This window comes from Paenibacillus sp. WC2504 (assembly GCF_052682475.1).
In genome coordinates this window covers 2,891,458-2,910,579 of sequence record NZ_JBQZFH010000001.1, presented here as the reverse complement: position 1 = coordinate 2,910,579, position 19,122 = coordinate 2,891,458, and the positions used below count along the sequence as shown (strand labels likewise).

Here is a 19,122-nt window from a genome sequence, read left to right as displayed (position 1 = left end):
CGGCTCAGTTGGTAGAGATCGGTAATCAATCGCTGAATACCGACAATGCGCATATGCACAACCGAAAGGTACTTTCTTTGTTCTTCGGGCTCCTGGATCACACCGTCCAGAATCGCCTCGACGTAGCCCTGAATGGAAGTCAGCGGTGTACCCAAATCGTGAGAAATATTCGAAAGCAAATCGCGCCGCGAAGTCTCCATCAGGATCAATTCATTCGTACGCTCTTTCACTTTGGACTCCAAGTCGTTATAAAGTCTGGCATTTTCAATCGAAATCGCCGCCTGCGCGGACAGCAGCTTGATAATATCAAGGCGGTCCGATGTAAAGGCATTGCGAATCAAGTTATTTTCCAGATAAAAGACGCCGACGAGATTGCCCTGATGCAGAATCGGTTCACAGAAAATCGATTTGCCCTCAGCGGCGCGAATATAAGGATCATGCGTGAAGATGCCTTTATTCGCGGCATCGTCCAACACGACGCCTTCCTTGGTCCGGGCAACGAAATGAATCACAGCGGCCGGAAGATCTTCCCGCGTTTCCAGAGCAACCGAGCTCACCGTGCAGGAATCTTTGCCTTCCGTCGCAAGCATTTCCGCCTCGACATACAGGCTTTCTTTCTCCTTCAGAACAAGGATGCTTCGCTCTGCGCCTGACGAATAAGTAACGATTTCCATCAATCGTTTGATGAGCTGCTCCAAATTGACTTCACTGGATAAGGATCTGGACGTATTCATAATCGTCATAAAATCCAGAGCCTGCAGCGAATAGTCGCTGATATTCGTCGTACTCCAGTCCTGCTGCTCCTTAAGTGAGGTCAGATAGTTTGGATAACGCAGCTTTAACTCATCGGCTTTCGCTTTAGCTCCCCAACTTAAATAGCCATAATAAGCATCAATGAAGTAGGTTTTTGCGATCTTCTCGCGGCCGGCATCCTTGTAGAGCCTCCCTGCCAGCTCGCAAGCGATCGCTTCATGTTGGATGAAGCCCTGCTCCCTTGCTTGCCGGATGGACAACTCGTAGTCCTGCTCGGCTTTCTGGAAATTCCCCGTGACACGGCTCCACTCGGCACGCATCAAGGAGCTAAGGTGCAAGAAGTTTTCCGGACAGTGAGTCGCCCACTTGTCCATTTTGCGCAGCATTTTACCTATTTGCTTGGCGTAAAGCTTCTGCTCAAATATGGTTGCATCCTTATACACAGCGGCAATGGATAAAACATAATAGAAATAGTTCTCAGGAATGTGGAACAATCCGAAAGAGACAGCCTGCATCGGCTCTGCTTCTTTGCCGGTCTTTAAAGCAGCTTCGTATTGACCGAACAAATAATACAGCATCATTTTTTTAACCTTATACTCATGTATAATGACTTGATTAGGGTGAATAATCAGCTTTTGGACAAACCGCTCTTCCGCTGCTTCGTCCGTGCCGACGATCAGGGGATTTCCGGCTTTTCCTTCCAGATTCTGAATCACCATGCGCAGCATTTCTAACATAAGCAGAGTGTCATGATGGTTGGTTTGCTCCAGGATGCGATAGTTCTTATTCAGATCTTCTTGTACTTCCGGAAGAGCCACGCCTTGAAAATCCTTAGCCAGCACCTGATAGGTCAGTGCGTAGCCTGCGAAAACCAAGTCTCCGTCTTCAATTCCACTTTTGAACGACTCATTCAGATGCTCCAAGCTAACTTGCAGCGGTTTGACCCACGGTGTAACGAACAACCCGAAGGAAAAGTGGCTTTTACTGCGGTATTGATGGGATTGGAAACGGGCATTCAATCTTTCGCCAAGTTGTCCGTACTGGTAGCCTAACTGATAATCACCGAAACCTGAGCCAAGGATTAATCCATAGGAGCCGTACACGTAGGCCATAACCGGTGTATTGCCGTATTTTAGCGCGTGTTTGGTCATGATGAACATAAAAAGTACGAATAAGTTCGTATTTACGAAATACGCCGAAACCGCAATACTCATCATCAAACTCATCAATTTGAAGCGGTATTCATCTTCCATGATTGGCAAATCATACAGCTGCAGTGTATTTTTACGCCCAATCTTAGCTTTGAGGTTGAGATAGGCCAGAAAAATATTCGCGCTCGTCGGTTCGCTTGGAATACGAATCCCTTGTTCAGCCAAGGCTTTTAAGCCAACTTCGACACTTTTACGTTGCTTTCCGACGTTGGTGTACAAGATAACCTGTAAGTTATACACTTCCAGCTTCAGCTCGTTCGTCCGGGCATCCAGGAGCAGCTGTTCATAGGAAGTTTCCGCTTCATCCGCTTGGCCGTTCAAATAGAGGACTTCGGACTTTTCCAGCCGAATCGAGAAGCTGAGATCCTCCATCTCCTTATTTTCTACCAGATTCAATAACGTCAAAGCCTTGTTGTAATATTGAAGCGCAGAACGATAGGCATTCGAAGATTTGGCTTTACGGCCAGCTCGCAAGTTAAACTCTAGCAGATTGACAAGCTCTTGACGCTCTTTCAACAACTCCGAACCTAAGTTCATATGGTTGATGATGTCGAATAAGCGCTGCTCAATTTGTGCTTCAGGCAAGAACTCCAGCAGCTTACGCGCAATATGCAAATGTGTCTCAGGCAGATCGACTTGTTCGATCGAACCATATACAGCTTCCTGAATCGAATCATGCACGAACATAAAGCGAATGTCTTGAGCGGCGGAATTGCCTTGCGAATCCGTATAAAATTTATAATCCGTACCAACAGGGATGATCAAACCCGTTTGGATAGAGATTTCCAATTCCTGTAAAATATCCTCAAATGACGTCATCGCAATGATACCAAGCGCCTCCAGATCAAAGGTTGCACCTAAGCAAGCTGCCTGACGCAATAAATATTGCGTTCTGGACGGCATACGCAGCAATTTTTCCGCCAAAAGGAACATGAGATTGTCTGTAATTCGCAACTTTTGAATTTCATTCATATCCCAAATCCACCGATTGGCTTCATAGCTGTAGGAAAGCAAATTTTGCTCGTATAAGGCCGTTAGAAATTGTTTGACGAAGAATGGATTGCCTCCTGTTTTTTGCAGGATCAGCTGTGCCAACTCGGCTACTTGATGGTTTTCCGTCTTTAATGACTCAGCTACTAGCTGCTTGACATCGCCGATTTCCAGCGCCTTCAGCACAATCCGTTCCGCAACAAGCCGTTCCGGCAGCTTATCGAGCAGTTGAACATGCGTGGAGGATAACCAATTGGTATCGTGTTCACTTCGGTAGGCCCCAATAAATAGGAAATGCCTCATCTGTGAATCGTTTAGAAGCAGATCGATAAACTGCAAGGAGGCCGCATCCGCCCACTGCAAGTCATCAAGAAACAAGACGATGGGCCTGTCTTTCGAGCAAAAGATGAGCAAAAACTGCTGTAATAAGAAATGCAACCGGTTTTGCGTTTCTTGCGGCGGAAGCTGCTTCGCATGAGGTTGTTCGCCGATCAGCAGATTCAGCTCTGGAATGAGATCGGTTAATACTTTACCGCTCGTTCCGAGCACTTTGAGCAACTGTCCTCGGTACTCTTCGATTTGTTGATCCTTCTCCGTCAGAAGCTGACGGACCAGCTGCCTAAGCGCTCTCGATAGCGCATGGTAGGAGACATGCTGTTTGCCGGGTTCAAAACGCCCGGCCAAAAACCAGCTATTGTCCTTCATCACCGTCTTCATCGTCTCTGCGATGAGGAACGATTTGCCGTAACCGGACTCCCCCGTTACCCAAACGGCTTCTACGGAGCCATGAATGGCGCGCGAATAGACATGCAGCAGCTTTTCGATTTCCTGGGAACGCCCGTATAACCCTTGCGGGATTTGAAACATGTCGGTCATATCGTAGAGACCAATTGTGAAGTCTTGGATTTCATCCGGCGCATTGACCATCATTAGACAGTGTTCAAGATCCTGAATGATCCCGTAAGCACTTTGATAGCGGTCTTCGGCGTTTTTTGCCAAAAGTTTCATGACAATCTCGGCAAGCGGCTTCGGAATATCCATCCTAATCTTGTCGGGAGAAATTGGCGTCACGGCAAAGTGGCAATGAATAAGCTCCACCGGATCTTCGGTTTGAAAAGGAAGCCGGCCCGTGAGCATTTCGTAAAAAGTTACCCCTAGCGAATAATAGTCCGAGCGATAATCGATAATCCGATTCATGCGGCCTGTTTGTTCCGGGGACATATAACTCAGTGTTCCTTCAAGCTGGTGCGGATCTAACATTTCCTGGCGCTCTCTAGTAAAGGAGGAGATGCTGAAATCCGCCAGTTTCATAATCTTTTTATCAGGATTCGTAATAATGTTGCTTGGCTTAATATCTTTGTGTATCACATATCGCTGATGAATATTGCCGAGGATTTTGACCAACTGAATTGCCGCCGTTAAGAAAGCCTGAAGTGACTGGCGAAACAAAGGAAAGTAAGAGGATAAGGTGTCGCCGTCAAAGTCCTCCAAAACAAGCGCGATGCTGTTCTGATATTTAGGCAGCCCCAGCGGTTTCACAATGCCGGTTATGTCAAGCATTTTGCCAATTTCGTATTCTCGCTTCAGTCGTGCTACATCCGCAGAAACCGGAAAATCCGACCGAAGGGTTTTGATAATGACTTTTTCCATAGTCGGCTTATGGATGGCACGGAACAGCACGGTCCGGTCGCCCTGATAAATCTGTCTGATTAATTCATATTCCGGCAAAATTAACATAAAATCCTCCTAGTAAAACTTGCTGCCAGGTACTTTCACAGACAAACGCCCCTTAACAATCAAGGAGCGCGCTGGAATGATATTTGATCTTCTATGTATTACCAACCTAAAATCTTGCCGTCCCAAGGAAGTCCCTTTTCAAAACGGTGCTTATCATGGATATGATACGGCTTTAATATGTCGAGGTGCCCCAGCTCAAAGGTGTACATTTCCCATATCTTACATGGTTTCTCCTTTGAACCGTCTCGTTCGAGAATCGCATTCACCGCACGGCGCGCCGCTTCATTGGCGCCTTCCATCGTTGCAAGGTTCGTATTCGTACGAACGTAGTCTGCCGCCAAGAACAAATTCGGAATAGCGGTATACGCTTCCGGACGATCATTCCAAGTTCCTACACGGTTAATCAGCAACGGCTCCATATTCGTGCAGGCATGTTCAGGATTATCAAATTGGATATCGGTATCGAGGAACCAGCAATGCAGTACTTCATCTTCCAATATGACGGCTCCGTCCACATTCAAGCTTTTCTTCATCTGAGCCCAGACTTCTTCTTTGATCTCTTCTGCCGTACAATGTGTAGCTGGCTTACCATATAAAATTCCTGGCGTATCCCAATCGGATATATCGACAGACAGAACGCCTTTAACCGTACCATCGCCATACTCGCTCAGATGAACATCAGGCCAGAATTGTTTCTGTGAAACGGACGTTAGCGACCAAGGCGCATCCAAGTAAATAACATGGCCGTGCGTAATTGTAACATCCTCTTTCAAATAATACTGGATCCCGTTCATCCACGCCACAGAATCAACCAACTTCTGAACGCCGGCAAGTGTTGGATCTGCTTCTAGCATTGCATTAGTAATGAATTTCCCCATCACCTCTACCGGGAAGGCAGCAATGTAATAATCCGCTTCAACGTCAAACGTTTCTCCGTTCTCCGTCACCTTCGCGCTGCGAATGACTCCATCAACACACTCGATGCTCTCTACCTTTGCAGCCAAATGATAGTCAACGCCTTTTTCTGTTAAAAAGGATAGCCAAGGATTCACCCATTTGTCATTCGTGGGACCGTTCAGAAGTCGGACAAAGCTCGTTCCTGGCGTTGTGATGTCCAGTGTCATTTGAGTGGCTACAGGACCTACCGTTTGTGTGTTGGCGATCTTGGACTGGCAAGCGACAAGGGTTTTGGTGAAACCTGCAAATATTTTCTGGAAAGCAGGGGATTGCTGCTCGGCTTCGATGAATGTCCACCAATCGATCAGGTTATATTCCTCGCGGATACGCTCCTCGCAGGAGGTCATAACTTGCCATAGCTTACGTCCATACTGCTCCATGTCGTCCATCGTCAAACCCAGATTATTATCGAAAAGATCACGGATAACAACCAGGAAGTTGTCAAGGCTGAACTCTATCTTCGCGAGCAATGGGAGCAAAGCTGCCGTGAAAGTCGCAATATCGAGTCTTGTTACTTCCATTAAATTATCATATACGGTTCCGTTTTCATAGGGAATATGTTGTAAAGTATCAATGACATGTCTGTAAAAACGTGGAAACAATCGGAAGCCATGCTCACCTGGAAGATCTCTTCTCCCGTCGACTCCGCTTCCTACATAAGGCATGCTTCTCGCTTTCCCGCCCGGTATAGTCTTAAACTCATAGACCGATACCTCATAACCTCTTGTGATTAGTTCATGTGCTGCGCTCATTCCAGCGACGCCGCCACCCAAAATTGCGACTTTTTTCACCATAATTCCCCCTCGATTTGGATCATATTGTAAAATTATCTGTAAACTATCATACCATCTAGGCAATTCGAATCATAGACTTTTAGTTCAATAGAAACATAAAAAAACTGAAAACCGATATCGTTTTTCAGCAAAATTGGGTCTTGTTATTATTTTTGCAAGTATTGTAACCTAGATAATCTATGAATTATAAAATTCTCGTTTAATTTGCTAAACCCTTGTTCCAAAACCAGGCAAAAAGGTGTACAGTAAAGTCTATGAAGGAATTAGCTTCACCTCTGGATCTTAACTCGACTTTACTCCTATTTTCACCCCACCTATTCCGAACGATCATCATAATTTTAAACTAAAAATTCGCTTTTCTATGGTTGTTGCAGCAAACAGACTACCAAAATTCCTATATCTCACCGAATCATATATAATATAGGCAATGCTCATATGATGCCATCAAGAGAGGATGGATATTCCATGCATAACAAGATGGGTACACGATACATACCGGGAACCCGGATCATCAGTTTACCTCAGGGCACTCTTCATGATGGAGAAGATGTATTTCTGACTCGTAAAGTTCTTCTTTATAACATAAAGCTTGTTCCCGGACAGATTGGCGCAGATTATATGCGAACTCTTCATCACAAGGCTGCTTTCATCCATGACGGTTTTCAGCATATTCTGGACACTTCCGTAGAAGAAGATTCTGTAACCATTATTTTACAAGCTAAGCCAGGTTCGTTATTTTCTCGTGTCATCCATAAACAACCGTGGACATTCCATCAAATCATCACGATGATCGCAGATCTGGGAGTCTCCTTGCTTGATGCCTTGGAGGAACGGATTACCGGATTCTCCGTAGCCGCCGAAAACCTGTGGCTAGATGATCATCATAAGCTTACTGTTATCAATTATTGGGATGAGGGGGATGCCCAAGCACAAGGCGCAATCGGGCTCTGCCGCTTGATGCTTCAGCTCTTTAGCGGCACGCAGCCGAGTACAACCCCGTTTGAAGTAATCCATACGCAGTTAGAGCGTACGCCTATCCCTTCGGCTACTCCCGAACAGAAAGCTGCACTTATTAAGCTAGTGAAGCTCATCTGTCAAGGCCAAGCTTCCCTATCCTCCTTCGTATTTGGTTTGCGCAGCTTACAACCTTCCAGCTTCAAAGAAGAAGCTTTCGCTGCACCCATGCATCGCCCATCCCGATCCCAGAAGGCGCAGGTGGTCGCCCACGCGGAAGAGGAAATGGATGAGGATGAGGACGAGGATGAAGAATCCGAGCAAAGTTACACAAAGAACCGGCTACGTAAAGTTGGTATCGGAGCATCTGCCGTGTTCGTTGTGGCTATTGCCGGTTGGATACTTTGGCCTTCTTCAGAGAAGAAGCAGCCTGTTGCTACTACGCCTGTGCAAACCGCTACGCCGACTCCACCGTCGAGTACCCCAACCCCCACACCTGTACCAACGAAACTTGTTGGGGATGCCAATAATCAGCCTGTGGAAGTAGAGATTCCCAATTTGGTTGGTAAATCACTTGCTGACGCACAGCAGCAAGCCCTAGATCTGCGACTACGCTTCAAATATTTCATCGAAGCAAGCACTTCTCCCGACGGTACGGTCTTTAAGCAAGACCCTCAGCCTGGGACCAAAGGATTTCAGGGCGATAGTGTAACGTTCTGGGTGAGTAAGCAAAGCCAATAAAAGGTAGGAAGAAACAAAACAGCCTCTCATCCAGAGAGGCTGTTTCTCATCCAACTATACCTTGATTTGCTCGATAGACTTCCGCATTTCGTCTGTAAGCCCGCTTAGTGCATCTGCCGAATCAGCGATTTCTCGCGCTATTTCGAGCTGCTCATGGGTCAGCTTATGGATGTTCGTCGTGCCATCCGATGACGATTTCGCAATATGCGCGATATCGACAACGGAAGCTGCGACTTCCTCAGAACCCGCAGACATTTCTTCTGTTACCGAAGATATCTCCTGAATCTGATGGGAAACGAAGCGGAATTGTTCCACAATGTGACGGAAAAACTCTTCTGCTTTTCTGGAAAGGTCAGCGCCCGTTTGAATTTCGCTCCGACCTGCTTCCATCGCCTCTCCCATACGCTCAGTCTCACGATGAATATTTTGCAATAAAGACGCGATCAGCTTCGCCGATTCTGCAGCGTGATCCGCTAGCTTACGCACTTCTCCGGCAACGACCGCGAAGCCCGCTCCATGTTCTCCGGCTCTTGCGGCTTCGATCGACGCATTCAAGGCCAACAATTTCGTTTGCTCCGAGATATCGGAAATGGATGATAAGGCAATACCGATCTCCTTCGAGTGGCTGCGAAGGGAGGCCGCGCGATCGAGCGCTTCTTGCGTAGCAGTCGTAATCGTCACGAATTGGCCATTCATGTTCTGAACGATTGATTGCCCCGATTGTGCGCTTTGCAGCGCGTTGTTTGATGCGTCGGCAACGGTCAAGGAAGCTTCGGATATGCGGTGAATAGCCGTCGCCATTTCTTCCATCGAGCGAGCGCTCTCGTTCGTGCTGAACTGTACGGTATTAGCGCCGTCAGCCACCACCTGGAGGGATGTATTCACATTCGTATTCATCTCGAGCAAACGGTGAGCCTGTACATTGAAATGCTGAGTGGTCACCACAAACTGCTCTGACGTATGCGAGACTTGGGAGACAATCGTTCGAAGCATATCATTGATGTCGTTAGACATCTTCATCATCGCGCGGTATACCGTTCCGATTTCATCGATAGAGCGAACCGGATTAGCAGCTAATTGCTTCCTTGCGCTTAGGAAGTCTCCTTTCGCTATGCTCTCCGCACCTGCCCCAATCCACTGCAAAGGACGAAGGGCTCGGGTTACTACGAGCATAACGAGTCCAAGTCCAAGTATAGTGAGAACAAGCATCAATCCATAAATGGGCAGATTACTTTTGATGACACTGGAGGAAATTTGCTCCGTTACACCTGCCTCCGTATCAATGCCAAGAACAGCAATCACTTTGCCCTCGGCATTTTTCACAGGGGTATAGGTTGAAATGTATTTCCCGTATTTCGGATTATCGATAATCGCCGAGCTTGCCGAAACGCCTTTCAACAGTGTTTCAACTTCCGTTGCCGCGATGTCCGTCTCCTCATTGATGGGAGAAGCGACATCCGACCCCTTAGGTTGTCCATCGATCATAATGAGAGGTTTTTGCTGGTCGTCGAAACGAACCAAATAGACGTATAGCGCACCGATTTGTGTGCGGTATGTATCCAGCTGCTGTCTGATTTGCCAATAGAGATCATTTTCCTTGGGGTCTTTCAAGAATTGTTCGATTTGGCCAATATCCATTCCTTTGGTATAGCTATCTGAAAGCCGAATACCGTAACTGGATATCGCTTCCATCCCCGCATGCTTGGCATTTCGGAATTCCATTGTGATATAGCCGGCGGACAGTGCCAAAATAACAATCATAACAGCGGCTACAATACGAACAACCAAGTGTTTTCTGAACCATCGAACACTATGTAACATATGATATTCCCCTTATCCTCAACATCTTTTTCGATTGTTTTCGACAACTGTTTTCGACAATGACATGGAAAATCCTTCTTCTATAAATACGAATTTAGTTCTTAGGTCCTCATAAAATAAAAATGATCAGACAGAATTGCTCTGTCCAACCATTTTGAAATTTATATTAAGATTGTAAATCCGTATATTCACTGTTATCAGACAAACGTCCTAAGAAGGTAACGACGATCATTTTATATCGCGAATGGCCTGCCCGAAGCTCATTTTCTTCCATCAGCTCAAATTCAGCCACCATCTCTACATCATCATCAATGATAAACATCGTCGGTTCGTTGCGGTTACTGGGCTTAATTCGCTCATCTTCAAGCTTCTTCCGTACAAATAGGTTAACCTCTTCGAGATTTGCTTTTTCATACGTAACGCGCTCGCCAAATCGGGAATGAGCATGACCGGTTACGACGAGGTCGGCGATTTGTTTACCGCCCAGCTCAGCAGCTAAAGGTTCGTAAGTACTCCATCGATTCATCTTCTTATCGCTCATTCCCAGTATTCCACCGGTGATTCGCTTCGATCATATCCATCATCTTTTTCATAGAAATTTGGATTTGTTCTTTTGAGGGCAGGGAAAGCGTGCTGTAGGTTTGTTTAACAACATCCGTTAACACCGTATCAAACATAAATTCAAACTGTTCGTTATTCATTATGAAATCCCTCCTTATTTACATGAATTTGGAAAATTTCCTACTTACATCATATATCGAAGCGCTCTAAATATCAGCGCAATAATTATTTTCGTAAATACACCTCTGACTCTCAAATAAACGCACATTTTTTTGCGCAAAAAAAAAGATGGCAGCTAGATTTTAAAAATCTAATTGCAATCTTTTTGAGAGATTTGGTAAAATTAAGTAACGGTGTGCATGAACTAGAACCAAAATTCTTCTTTCGGTTCGTTCTTTCTAGAATTGGTAAACGTTTTCATAATTGCCTGTTTTTCGCATCCCGAGACACCTGTCAGACCTTGAAGTGCGGACGATCTCTCGCTCAAACCCAACTTTTTCAAATAAGCAATGGTTGTTGATAAATCCGGTGACCATGTTGCACTGATCATACACATACCCCCTAATTCAACCAAATTAAGTAACAACTGCTATTATAGCAGTGATTGAGAGGAAGATATAGTGATTGAATCACAAATTGTATAAAATTCTTCTATCTTTTTGTTTAGTAGGCTTGCAGATTTGGTTTTTATTCATCACCTTTCAGTACACATTCTTCGGGATTCAATTACAACGAAATGAACGCATGGAATGGCATATCAAATCGTTTCAAGATGACAAAATCCGATCGGAGCTTGGGCTTCAAGTTGGCGACAAAATTATTGATGTGAACGGAAAAGACCCTAACGAAAACAACATTGTCCAAAAATGGGCTACGATCGAGCAAGCGGATACAATTACCATCGCCAGGAATGACCAGCAAATAACGATATCATTCGAAGATATCGTTCAACCTGATTTCGACTTTATCTCTTTGTTCGGAGAAATTATTTGTCTTTGTGTTTCCTTTATGATCTTGTGGAAAATTCCCCACTCCAAATCAGCTCGTCTGCTATCGCTTGTTTTTCTCATTGTAGGCATCATTTTCATGTGCATCCCCCCTTCCGCTCGCGGAGATAGTTTGGCGAAAGTGCTGATCAGCAATCTTGTGATGATCATGCCATTTGTCTTCGTTCATTTTCTAACTTTATTTTTCAAAGAGAAAAGCGGTGTCTCACTGCCAACCACCTATTTGAAATATGTCTATAGCTTCATGTTTCTCACTTTTATTGGAAGATGCATCTATTTCACGCCGCTGGACACATACAAGTTTTATATATTAGACTATCGCTGTGTCCTACTTTTATTTTTGTGCGGATTCTTACTTAATATCGGATTACTATTTTATGTGTTTTTCAAATATCGACGGGATAATTCTTCCATCCAAGCCATTATTAAGCTTGTCTGGTTCGCCCTCTTTATTTCGACAGCACCGTTAGCTTTTCTATCCTTCCTGCCAATTTTGTTCACAGGAGCGCCGCTCGTTAAATCGCTTTATACGGGATACTTTGTTGTGTTCTTTCCATTATCGTTTACTTATATCATCGTCACCAAGCAATTGTTTGATATTCATATCTTGCTACGCCGCATTCTGTATACGTCTCTTATTTCGATGGTACCAACCACATTAATCGTGCTCATGATCGCTCTGATTTTTAGTAATGCAGTCACTGTGAAAAACATGTCGTTAAGCTTCTTATTTATTTTAACAACCATCTCTTTCTTGCTTTACGTGCTTGAATATTTTGTTACAAAGCTGGATGCTATCATGTTTCCCAAAAAGTTTTACTTACAGCTTGCCCTTAAGAAAATTGCAAGAAACTTGCGGACAATTACGAGTTTCCGCGAATTAAAAGATATTATACTGGTAGATATCGTAAGTACCCTCAACGTCTACGGTGGAGCCATCGTTTTTCAGTACCCGCATTCCATGGAAACCATTGGCGAGGGCGTTCTGGATTTAAACGAAATCGAACAATATTTGCGTGAAAATCGGTTGGATGACTCGAAGTATTCTATTTTTGTTATTAATCAAAACGAAGAGTACTCCTGCTACTTAGTCACTGCCAGGAAAAAAACCAACACACTGCTAAGTCTGGAGGAACGTCAGTGGTTAAGTCTGATCATTTCTTATTTGGCGGTAAGCTTGGAAAATATATATCTGATTCGTAAATTAACCGTTAAATTGCATGATTTAGCTTCGCAAATTCCGAATGAGGAAGCCGGGCAGGACGTTGTTTGGCTTCGCAAATCACTTTTTGAACTACAGGAACAAGAACGATACAGACTTGCTACGGATCTGCATGACACGACGATGCAGGACATTTTATTAGTACGTAGAAGATTAATTTCTTTTATCAATAATAACGAGGATCAACAGCAAGTCGTTCAAGCGATCAAACACCTGGATCTGGTGAATGAAAGCTTACGTCAAAGCTGCTTTGAATTAAATCCGCATCTGCTTCAAAATATTGGGTTAATTCAAACCATTCAAGCAACATTGGATCTGGATATTGGCTTAAACGAATATGAAACGCAATTCCACGTGGATGGCGCGTTGATCATCGAAAGACTTGATATCGATATTAAGAAGCACATTTTCCGTATCTTCCAAGAACTTATGCACAATGCCAAGAAACACTCAAATGCCTCTAAAGTCATCATTAAATTGGCTGTCGCTGATAATGACTTATGTTTATTTTATCGGGATGATGGGGTCGGCATTGACCCGCAAGCCCTCGCGAAGGACAAAAGACTGCGAACGATTGCTAACACCAGCTTTGGACTAGAACAGATGAAAAGCCGTGTCTTACATTTGAGTGGACATCTAGAGCTTCTCTCGGATAAGGGAAGCGGCGTTGAACTCACCATTCGGATTCCCATACCTACTCAGGAAGGAAGTACTGCATGAACAAGCAATCAAAAATTTTAATCGCAGATGATCACCCTCTAATGGCTGAGGCAACTTCCAGTACGCTCAAACAAATTGACGGCGTGCAAATTGTCGGGATTGCGGGTAATGCCAAACAATGCTTAGAACTCATGGACTTGCATGTGCCGGATATTGTATTTCTAGACTTTAATTTGCCGGATCAGTACGGAGATGAAGTTGCCAAAATTATTAAAGGTAAATATCCCACGACACATCTCGTTATCTTCTCCGGAATCGAATTATCGCACCTCTACAACCATTTGATTGGGCTCGAGGTTAGCGCCGTAATCTCAAAGGAATCCAGTGGGACGCTCATCAAAAGCTTAGTTACTCTGTTAATGGAGAACTTTACGGTAGTACCTGTTCCTGTTTTCCACAAGATGAGAGTATCAAGCGGGAATTTGCACCAGACGGATTTATTGGACGATGATGAAGTGAATATGATGACGATGATTGTTCAAGGTTTAACCAATGAACAGATGGCGGATGAAGTACATATGAGCAAACGTACGGTCGATAATTATGTTCGCAAAATTTACGAGAAATTAGGCGTCAAATCCCGTGCGCAAGCGGTGGACAAATTCAATCAGTTCAAGCACATTTTTGATGTTAACCGCAGGTAAGGAAATGGAAGCTTAGCCGCGCGGCTGACAGCACAGAACGACTCAGCTGCAATAACAAAAGAGGTCAACCAGCTTGCGCTGATTGACCTCTTTTCTATGTCGAACATATTACTGGTTCAATTTGACTATGGCACGTATAGCAGCATCAATTTCCCGCTCAACAGCACCAGAAACCACATCTGTATGTGGATCGTATACTTCCCTCAGATCTGCATCCGCATAACCGTCCAATGCGACTATCGCGCCTGCACGCACTCCGCGGAGCGCTGCAATGACGTATAGTGCAGAGATTTCCATCTCAACAGCCAAGGCGCCAGCCTGCTTGTATTTCTGATGAGGGAATTCTTCCACACCTTGGAAGAAGGCATCCAACGTGACGGTAATTCCCTTTTTCACAAGACCATCTGTCTCGCTTGCAGCTTCAAACAGTGCCCGCACAACGTCTGAATCGGCTACTGCCGGGAAGCCTAGTGGTACTAACTGACGGGTCAAGCCATCTTCCCGAACCGCTGCCGTGCTCACTACCAAGCTCCCCGGAGGGACTTCTGCCGAGTAAGAGCCTGCGGTTCCAACGCGAATCAACGTTTTTACGCCGCCTTTAATCAACTCTTCAAAACAAACAGCAGCTCCAGGCGATCCAACGCCATGACTGACAACGGTAATCGCTACGCCAGACGCTTCACCAACGAAAGTTCGATATTCTCTGCTAAAAGCCAGCTCACGAACATTGTCCAGCTTGCGCGCGATGGATTCTGCTCGGAATGGATCCCCGCAAACAATCGCGTAAGGACTTAAATCCTCTGTATTCACCTGTAAAATGGATAATTTCAATTTAATCGAACTCCTTTCTAACCCACTCGTCTTCCGGAATCGGAATCGCTTCCCCTGAGAAACGTTGCTCTTGAAACGGGTCTGCGACATTATGGAAACCATTGCGCTCCCAGAATCCTTCACGGTCTTCTTTCATAAATTCGATACCTTGAATCCATTTGGCGCTTTTCCAGAAATATAAATGCGGTACGAGTAGACGAAGCGGCCAGCCATGCTTAGGTGTTAGCGGTTTGCCGTCATAGCTCATGGCCAACAAAATCTGATCTCCCATAAGGTCCTCGAGCGGAACATTCGTTTCATACTCATTATCAGCATGCAGCATAACATACTTGCCTTCCGGCTTAACGTTGATAAGCTTAAGGAAATCTCGAAAGAGCACGCCTTCCCACACCGTATCCAGCTTAGACCAACGCGTCACGCAATGAATGTCGCAGACGATTTGTGTCCGAGGTAACGCAAGCAATTCTTCATAACTAAAAGACTTCTCCTCCGCAACTTCACCGAACACACGCAGCGACCATGTGGACATATCGTATTTCGGCACTTCACCCTCGTGAAGAATCGGAAATCTCTCTGTGACCGCTTGTCCAGGTGGAACTCTGTCTGCAATCTCCTGCGGAACCTCAACAGCGGGAATATTCATTCGCTTAATGCGCTCTGCTTTGCTATCTTTGTGCATCTGTCATCCTCCGTTACTCCCTTATCGGGAACTGCCGTTCGCCTTCTGTGCATCAGCCAAATAATTGCTTCTCCGGAAGAAAAGCATCGCCAGCAATGTCACGACATAAGGCAGCATTTGTGTAAAATGAGTTGGCAGGGAAAAGCCCTGCAACCGGATACTAAACGCATCCATCAATCCAAAAAGCAAGCTGGACGCCATGACACCGATTGGATTTGCTTGGCCTAACATCGTTGCCACCAGAGCAATAAATCCTCTTCCGGCCGTCATGCCTTCCGTAAACATCGTCACTTGCCCCAGCGAAAGCTGAGCGCCAGCGAGTCCACAAAGCACTCCGCAGATAAGAACCGCCAAGTACTGCATCCGATTTACCTTAATTCCGATGCTTTTGCTGGCAATCGGATTCTCGCCAACAGCAACCAGTCGGAATCCAAGGACAGACTTGAACAGAAAATACTGAAGGACAAATACAAGGATAAAGGCCAAGTATACGAGCGGTGAATGCCCAGAAATAATGTCGCCGACGACGGGAATATCTTTAATGAACGGAATATCCCATTTCGGCAATCCGATCATATTTTTATCATAGAAAGCGCCTTTGACATGAAAAATCGCTCGCAAGCTAAACGCAGTCAAACCCAGCGCCAGGAAGTTAAACGAGATACCAACAACGATGACATTCGCTTGCAAATGAATACTTATATAAGCAAATATCAATGAGAAGAGCATCGTAACCGCAACAGCAATAAGAACAGCAGCCAATACATTTCCTGTGTAAAAATTACCCACAATTGCTGAGAATGCACCGACTAACACGAATCCTTCCAAGCCTACGTTAAACAAGCCGACTCTGGAACAAATCGCTCCGCCGAGTGCCGCAAGCAGAATCGGAGCCACCATCCGAATCATTGAACTGAATAATGACACATCAAGAAGATGCTGCATCGCCCTTGCCTCCTTTCCGTCGTTTCCAAAGGGTGTAGCTGAACTTCGCTGTAACGAACAAGATGAGCAAAGACTGAATAACACTTGAAATCTCTAATGGAATGCTCGTATTCCGCTCAACCCCCATACCTCCGGTTTGCAAAGCTGCAAGAAGAACGGCCGCAATTGCCGTACCTAAAGGATGAGCGCCTGACAGCAGTGTCGCCATAATGCCGGACCAGGCATAACCAGGATTCGTGATCATGCCATCTGTGTATCGATACTGCATGCCGAGAACTTCAATTGCGCCGGCTAACCCGGCAAATCCGCCACTGGCAAACATACTGGCGAGCATCACTTTCCCTCTTTTCACGCCTCCGTATCCGGCAAACAGCGGATTATATCCCAACATACGAATTTCATAACCGGCAACCGTATATTTAATAAACAGATACAGGAGAACCGCGAGTGCAAGCGCAATAATAAACCCACCGTGAATGCTCATCCCTTGAAATAGTTTGGGCAGCCAGACCCCTTTATCAATCATCATCGTTTGAGCGAGAGCGGCTGATCCTGTTTTGTCCTTAAAAGGATAGGCGACCATATAGCCTGCAAATAATGCAGCTATATAATTCATCAGCAGCGTTGTAATGATCAAGTTCATTCTGAACTTGGCGTCCAGCCAACCTGCAAAAGCCGACCATATGCCACCGGCAATGATTCCGCCAAGTATAGCTGCCAACAATTTAAATAATGCTGGCCCAGGCAAATAAATAGCGATCATTGCACTGGATAATGCGCCCAAAATCATTTGACCTTCCGATCCCATGTTGAAAAAACCTGAACGGAAAGCGATCGAAACGCCTAAACCTACGAGAATCAGCGGTGTGGCCCGGGTCAGCGTATTCGTTATGAAAAAGAAATTGCCGAAAGCACCCTTCCACATCTGTGCATAAGTGTCAATAACGGATCCGCCAATCAATGAGATGGCAATCGCACCGCCGATTAAGCCGATGATGACGGCAAGCAGCGGTTGGACCCAAGCGCTTATAGGGAAACGACTTTTAAGCATGAGAAACTCCTCCCGCCATCCACAAGCTAATCTGCTCCTCTGTTGCGTTCTCGGCAGAAATCTCACCGGCGATTCGTCCTTCATACATGACGAGAATACGATCCGAAAGCTTAAGAATTTCTGTTAGCTCCGAGGAAACTAATAATATCGCGCCTTGCTCGTCACGTTTGCGAAGCAATTCTTCGTGAATGAGCTCCATCGCGCCAATATCGACGCCACGAGTCGGTTCTGCAGCAATAAGAAACGGTTGCTTCTGCGCAATTTCTCTGGCTACAATCAGCTTCTGCAGATTACCACCGGACAGATACTTCACCTTCGCATCCTGCGAGCCTGCTTTAATCTGAAATTGCTGAATGAAGCCGTCCACCATTTTCCGCAGTTCTTTTCCCTGTAAAAACCCTTTACGGCTGCGGGTTCTGTGATGACCCATCGTCCCATTTTCTAAGACAGTGCCCTCTTTCGCCGCACCCCATTGATAACGATCCTCCGGAACATGTGAAAGACCAATGTCTCTGATTTCCCGCACAGAACGTCCTTTCAGATTGTCGCCAAGCAATCTAATCTCCCCATGGTCAATAAATTGGAGACCGGAGATAGCTTGAATGAGCTCGGATTGACCGTTCCCTGAAATACCTGCGATACCAACGATTTCTCCAGCTTTGACATGAAAGCTGACTTTATCCAGAACGGGCTTGCCTTTGTCCCCCATGATTGAGACGTCTTGGACCTGTAGAACGGTTTCACCAAGTTTCACATCACTTTTGGACGTAGGAAGCAGATCTCTGCCCACCATTAGCTTGGACAATTCCTCGACATTGGTTGCCCCGGCATCCAGCTCTCCCGTTACTTTCCCGTCACGTAGAACCGTAACCCGGTCAGCAATTTCCATCACTTCATGCAGCTTGTGCGTGATGATAATAAAGCTCTTCCCTTGGTTGGCCAAGTTTCTCATAATAACGAGGAGTTCCTTCGCTTCAAGCGGCGTCAATACCCCCGTAGGCTCATCCAAAATAATAATGTCCGCACCTTGATACAGCACCTTCAAAATCTCCACACGCTGCTGCATGCCAAGTGGAATATCCGCCACTTTCTTGTTCGGGTCAATCGGCAGGCGATACTGCTCACACAATGCCTCAACTTGCTTGACAGCCTTTTTACGGTCAAATTTGAGTCCTGACTTAGGTTCATTCCCGATAACAATATTTTCAGCCACGGTAAAAGAGGGAAAAAGCATGAAATGTTGATGCACCATGCCGATTCGATGACGGATCGCATCCGTAGGGTTCGTGAAGGCCACTTCTTTGCCATTCAAAAGAATGCTGCCTGCCGTTGGCTGCTCCATGCCGTACAAAATACGCATTAGCGTTGTTTTTCCAGCTCCATTTTCCCCGACTAATGCATGAATCTCACCTTGACGCAGCGAAAAATCAACATTTGAATTCGCTGTTAAATTGCCATATGTTTTCGTAATTTGACGCATTTGAAGCAGCATAACGATTTTTCG

13 protein-coding genes and 1 pseudogene are annotated in these 19,122 nt (G+C 45.5%); 3 read left to right on the top strand and 11 right to left on the bottom strand.

Annotation, left to right across the window (positions count from 1 at the left end):
• Window positions 1-2: 2 nt before the first annotated feature.
• Both ACUN27_RS12635 and ACUN27_RS12630 read right to left on the bottom strand, forming a co-directional pair.
• Window positions 3-4,691 (bottom strand): annotated as a pseudogene (locus tag ACUN27_RS12635) (AAA family ATPase); the annotation flags it as partial.
• Between the two features lie 98 nt (window positions 4,692-4,789).
• Window positions 4,790-6,442: a hydroxysqualene dehydroxylase gene (locus tag ACUN27_RS12630; RefSeq protein WP_326060856.1), complete on the bottom strand. Its 1,653-nt coding sequence runs from the start codon at window positions 6,440-6,442 to the stop codon at window positions 4,790-4,792.
• 465 nt (window positions 6,443-6,907) lie between these two features.
• Between ACUN27_RS12630 and ACUN27_RS12625 the strand changes: the two genes are divergently transcribed.
• Window positions 6,908-8,137 carry a PASTA domain-containing protein gene (locus ACUN27_RS12625; RefSeq protein ID WP_326060857.1) on the top strand — a complete coding sequence of 410 codons (1,230 nt, stop codon included), beginning with the start codon at window positions 6,908-6,910 and terminating at the stop codon, window positions 8,135-8,137.
• Between the two features lie 54 nt (window positions 8,138-8,191).
• Here the strand turns inward: ACUN27_RS12625 and ACUN27_RS12620 are convergent, their stop codons facing one another.
• From ACUN27_RS12620 to ACUN27_RS12605, 4 genes are all read right to left on the bottom strand, one after another.
• Window positions 8,192-9,958: a methyl-accepting chemotaxis protein gene (locus tag ACUN27_RS12620; RefSeq protein ID WP_326060858.1), complete on the bottom strand. Its 1,767-nt coding sequence runs from the start codon at window positions 9,956-9,958 to the stop codon at window positions 8,192-8,194.
• A 166-nt stretch (window positions 9,959-10,124) separates the two neighbouring features.
• Complete coding sequence (locus ACUN27_RS12615; RefSeq protein WP_315952436.1) at window positions 10,125-10,499, bottom strand: hypothetical protein; 375 nt, start codon at window positions 10,497-10,499, stop codon at window positions 10,125-10,127.
• Window positions 10,489-10,659, bottom strand: a complete 171-nt coding sequence (locus ACUN27_RS12610) for a hypothetical protein (RefSeq protein ID WP_157321945.1) — start codon at window positions 10,657-10,659, stop codon at window positions 10,489-10,491. Before ACUN27_RS12610 ends, ACUN27_RS12615 begins: the two co-directional genes overlap by 11 nt.
• A gap of 224 nt (window positions 10,660-10,883) precedes the next feature.
• A complete protein-coding gene (locus ACUN27_RS12605) occupies window positions 10,884-11,069 on the bottom strand; it encodes a hypothetical protein (RefSeq protein ID WP_326060859.1) in 186 nt (61 codons plus the stop codon).
• Between the two features lie 74 nt (window positions 11,070-11,143).
• Between ACUN27_RS12605 and ACUN27_RS12600 the strand changes: the two genes are divergently transcribed.
• Complete coding sequence (locus ACUN27_RS12600) at window positions 11,144-13,468, top strand: ATP-binding protein (RefSeq protein WP_315952440.1); 2,325 nt, start codon at window positions 11,144-11,146, stop codon at window positions 13,466-13,468.
• Window positions 13,465-14,112, top strand: a complete 648-nt coding sequence (locus ACUN27_RS12595; RefSeq protein WP_326060861.1) for a response regulator transcription factor — start codon at window positions 13,465-13,467, stop codon at window positions 14,110-14,112. Before ACUN27_RS12600 ends, ACUN27_RS12595 begins: the two co-directional genes overlap by 4 nt.
• A gap of 108 nt (window positions 14,113-14,220) precedes the next feature.
• On the opposite strand, the gene ACUN27_RS12590 is transcribed toward ACUN27_RS12595, so the two are convergent.
• From ACUN27_RS12590 to ACUN27_RS12570, 5 genes are read right to left on the bottom strand one after another with little or no spacing between them, the layout of a single operon-like run.
• Window positions 14,221-14,943: a nucleoside phosphorylase gene (locus ACUN27_RS12590; protein ID WP_315952443.1), complete on the bottom strand. Its 723-nt coding sequence runs from the start codon at window positions 14,941-14,943 to the stop codon at window positions 14,221-14,223.
• A gap of 1 nt (window position 14,944) precedes the next feature.
• On the bottom strand, window positions 14,945-15,622 hold the full coding sequence (locus ACUN27_RS12585; protein ID WP_315952444.1) for a sulfite oxidase-like oxidoreductase: 678 nt from the start codon (window positions 15,620-15,622) through the stop codon (window positions 14,945-14,947).
• Window positions 15,623-15,643: 21 nt separating this feature from the next.
• On the bottom strand, window positions 15,644-16,567 hold the full coding sequence (locus ACUN27_RS12580) for an ABC transporter permease (protein ID WP_315952446.1): 924 nt from the start codon (window positions 16,565-16,567) through the stop codon (window positions 15,644-15,646).
• Window positions 16,551-17,618, bottom strand: coding sequence for an ABC transporter permease (locus ACUN27_RS12575; RefSeq protein ID WP_326060862.1), 1,068 nt, complete (start codon window positions 17,616-17,618; stop codon window positions 16,551-16,553). The genes ACUN27_RS12580 and ACUN27_RS12575 overlap by 17 nt, the downstream gene beginning before the upstream one ends.
• The gene (locus ACUN27_RS12570) at window positions 17,611-19,110 is read right to left on the bottom strand and encodes an ABC transporter ATP-binding protein (protein WP_315952449.1); all 1,500 of its coding nucleotides are present in this window, start codon (window positions 19,108-19,110) and stop codon (window positions 17,611-17,613) included. Before ACUN27_RS12570 ends, ACUN27_RS12575 begins: the two co-directional genes overlap by 8 nt.
• Window positions 19,111-19,122: the final 12 nt, after the last annotated feature.

Bases quoted from the DNA above. Each gene is read 5' to 3' on its own strand.
- ACUN27_RS12610 (WP_157321945.1), bottom strand. From the start codon at position 10,659: ATGAATAACGAACAGTTTGAATTTATGTTTGATACGGTGTTAACGGAT.
- ACUN27_RS12605 (WP_326060859.1), bottom strand. From the start codon at position 11,069: ATGATCAGTGCAACATGGTCACCGGATTTATCAACAACCATTGCTTAT.
- ACUN27_RS12615 (WP_315952436.1), bottom strand. From the start codon at position 10,499: ATGAGCGATAAGAAGATGAATCGATGGAGTACTTACGAACCTTTAGCT.
- ACUN27_RS12625 (WP_326060857.1), top strand. From the start codon at position 6,908: ATGCATAACAAGATGGGTACACGATACATACCGGGAACCCGGATCATC.
- ACUN27_RS12575 (WP_326060862.1), bottom strand. From the start codon at position 17,618: ATGCTTAAAAGTCGTTTCCCTATAAGCGCTTGGGTCCAACCGCTGCTT.
- ACUN27_RS12620 (WP_326060858.1), bottom strand. From the start codon at position 9,958: ATGTTACATAGTGTTCGATGGTTCAGAAAACACTTGGTTGTTCGTATT.
- ACUN27_RS12580 (WP_315952446.1), bottom strand. From the start codon at position 16,567: ATGCAGCATCTTCTTGATGTGTCATTATTCAGTTCAATGATTCGGATG.
- ACUN27_RS12630 (WP_326060856.1), bottom strand. From the start codon at position 6,442: ATGGTGAAAAAAGTCGCAATTTTGGGTGGCGGCGTCGCTGGAATGAGC.
- ACUN27_RS12570 (WP_315952449.1), bottom strand. From the start codon at position 19,110: ATGCTGCTTCAAATGCGTCAAATTACGAAAACATATGGCAATTTAACA.
- ACUN27_RS12585 (WP_315952444.1), bottom strand. From the start codon at position 15,622: ATGCACAAAGATAGCAAAGCAGAGCGCATTAAGCGAATGAATATTCCC.
- ACUN27_RS12595 (WP_326060861.1), top strand. From the start codon at position 13,465: ATGAACAAGCAATCAAAAATTTTAATCGCAGATGATCACCCTCTAATG.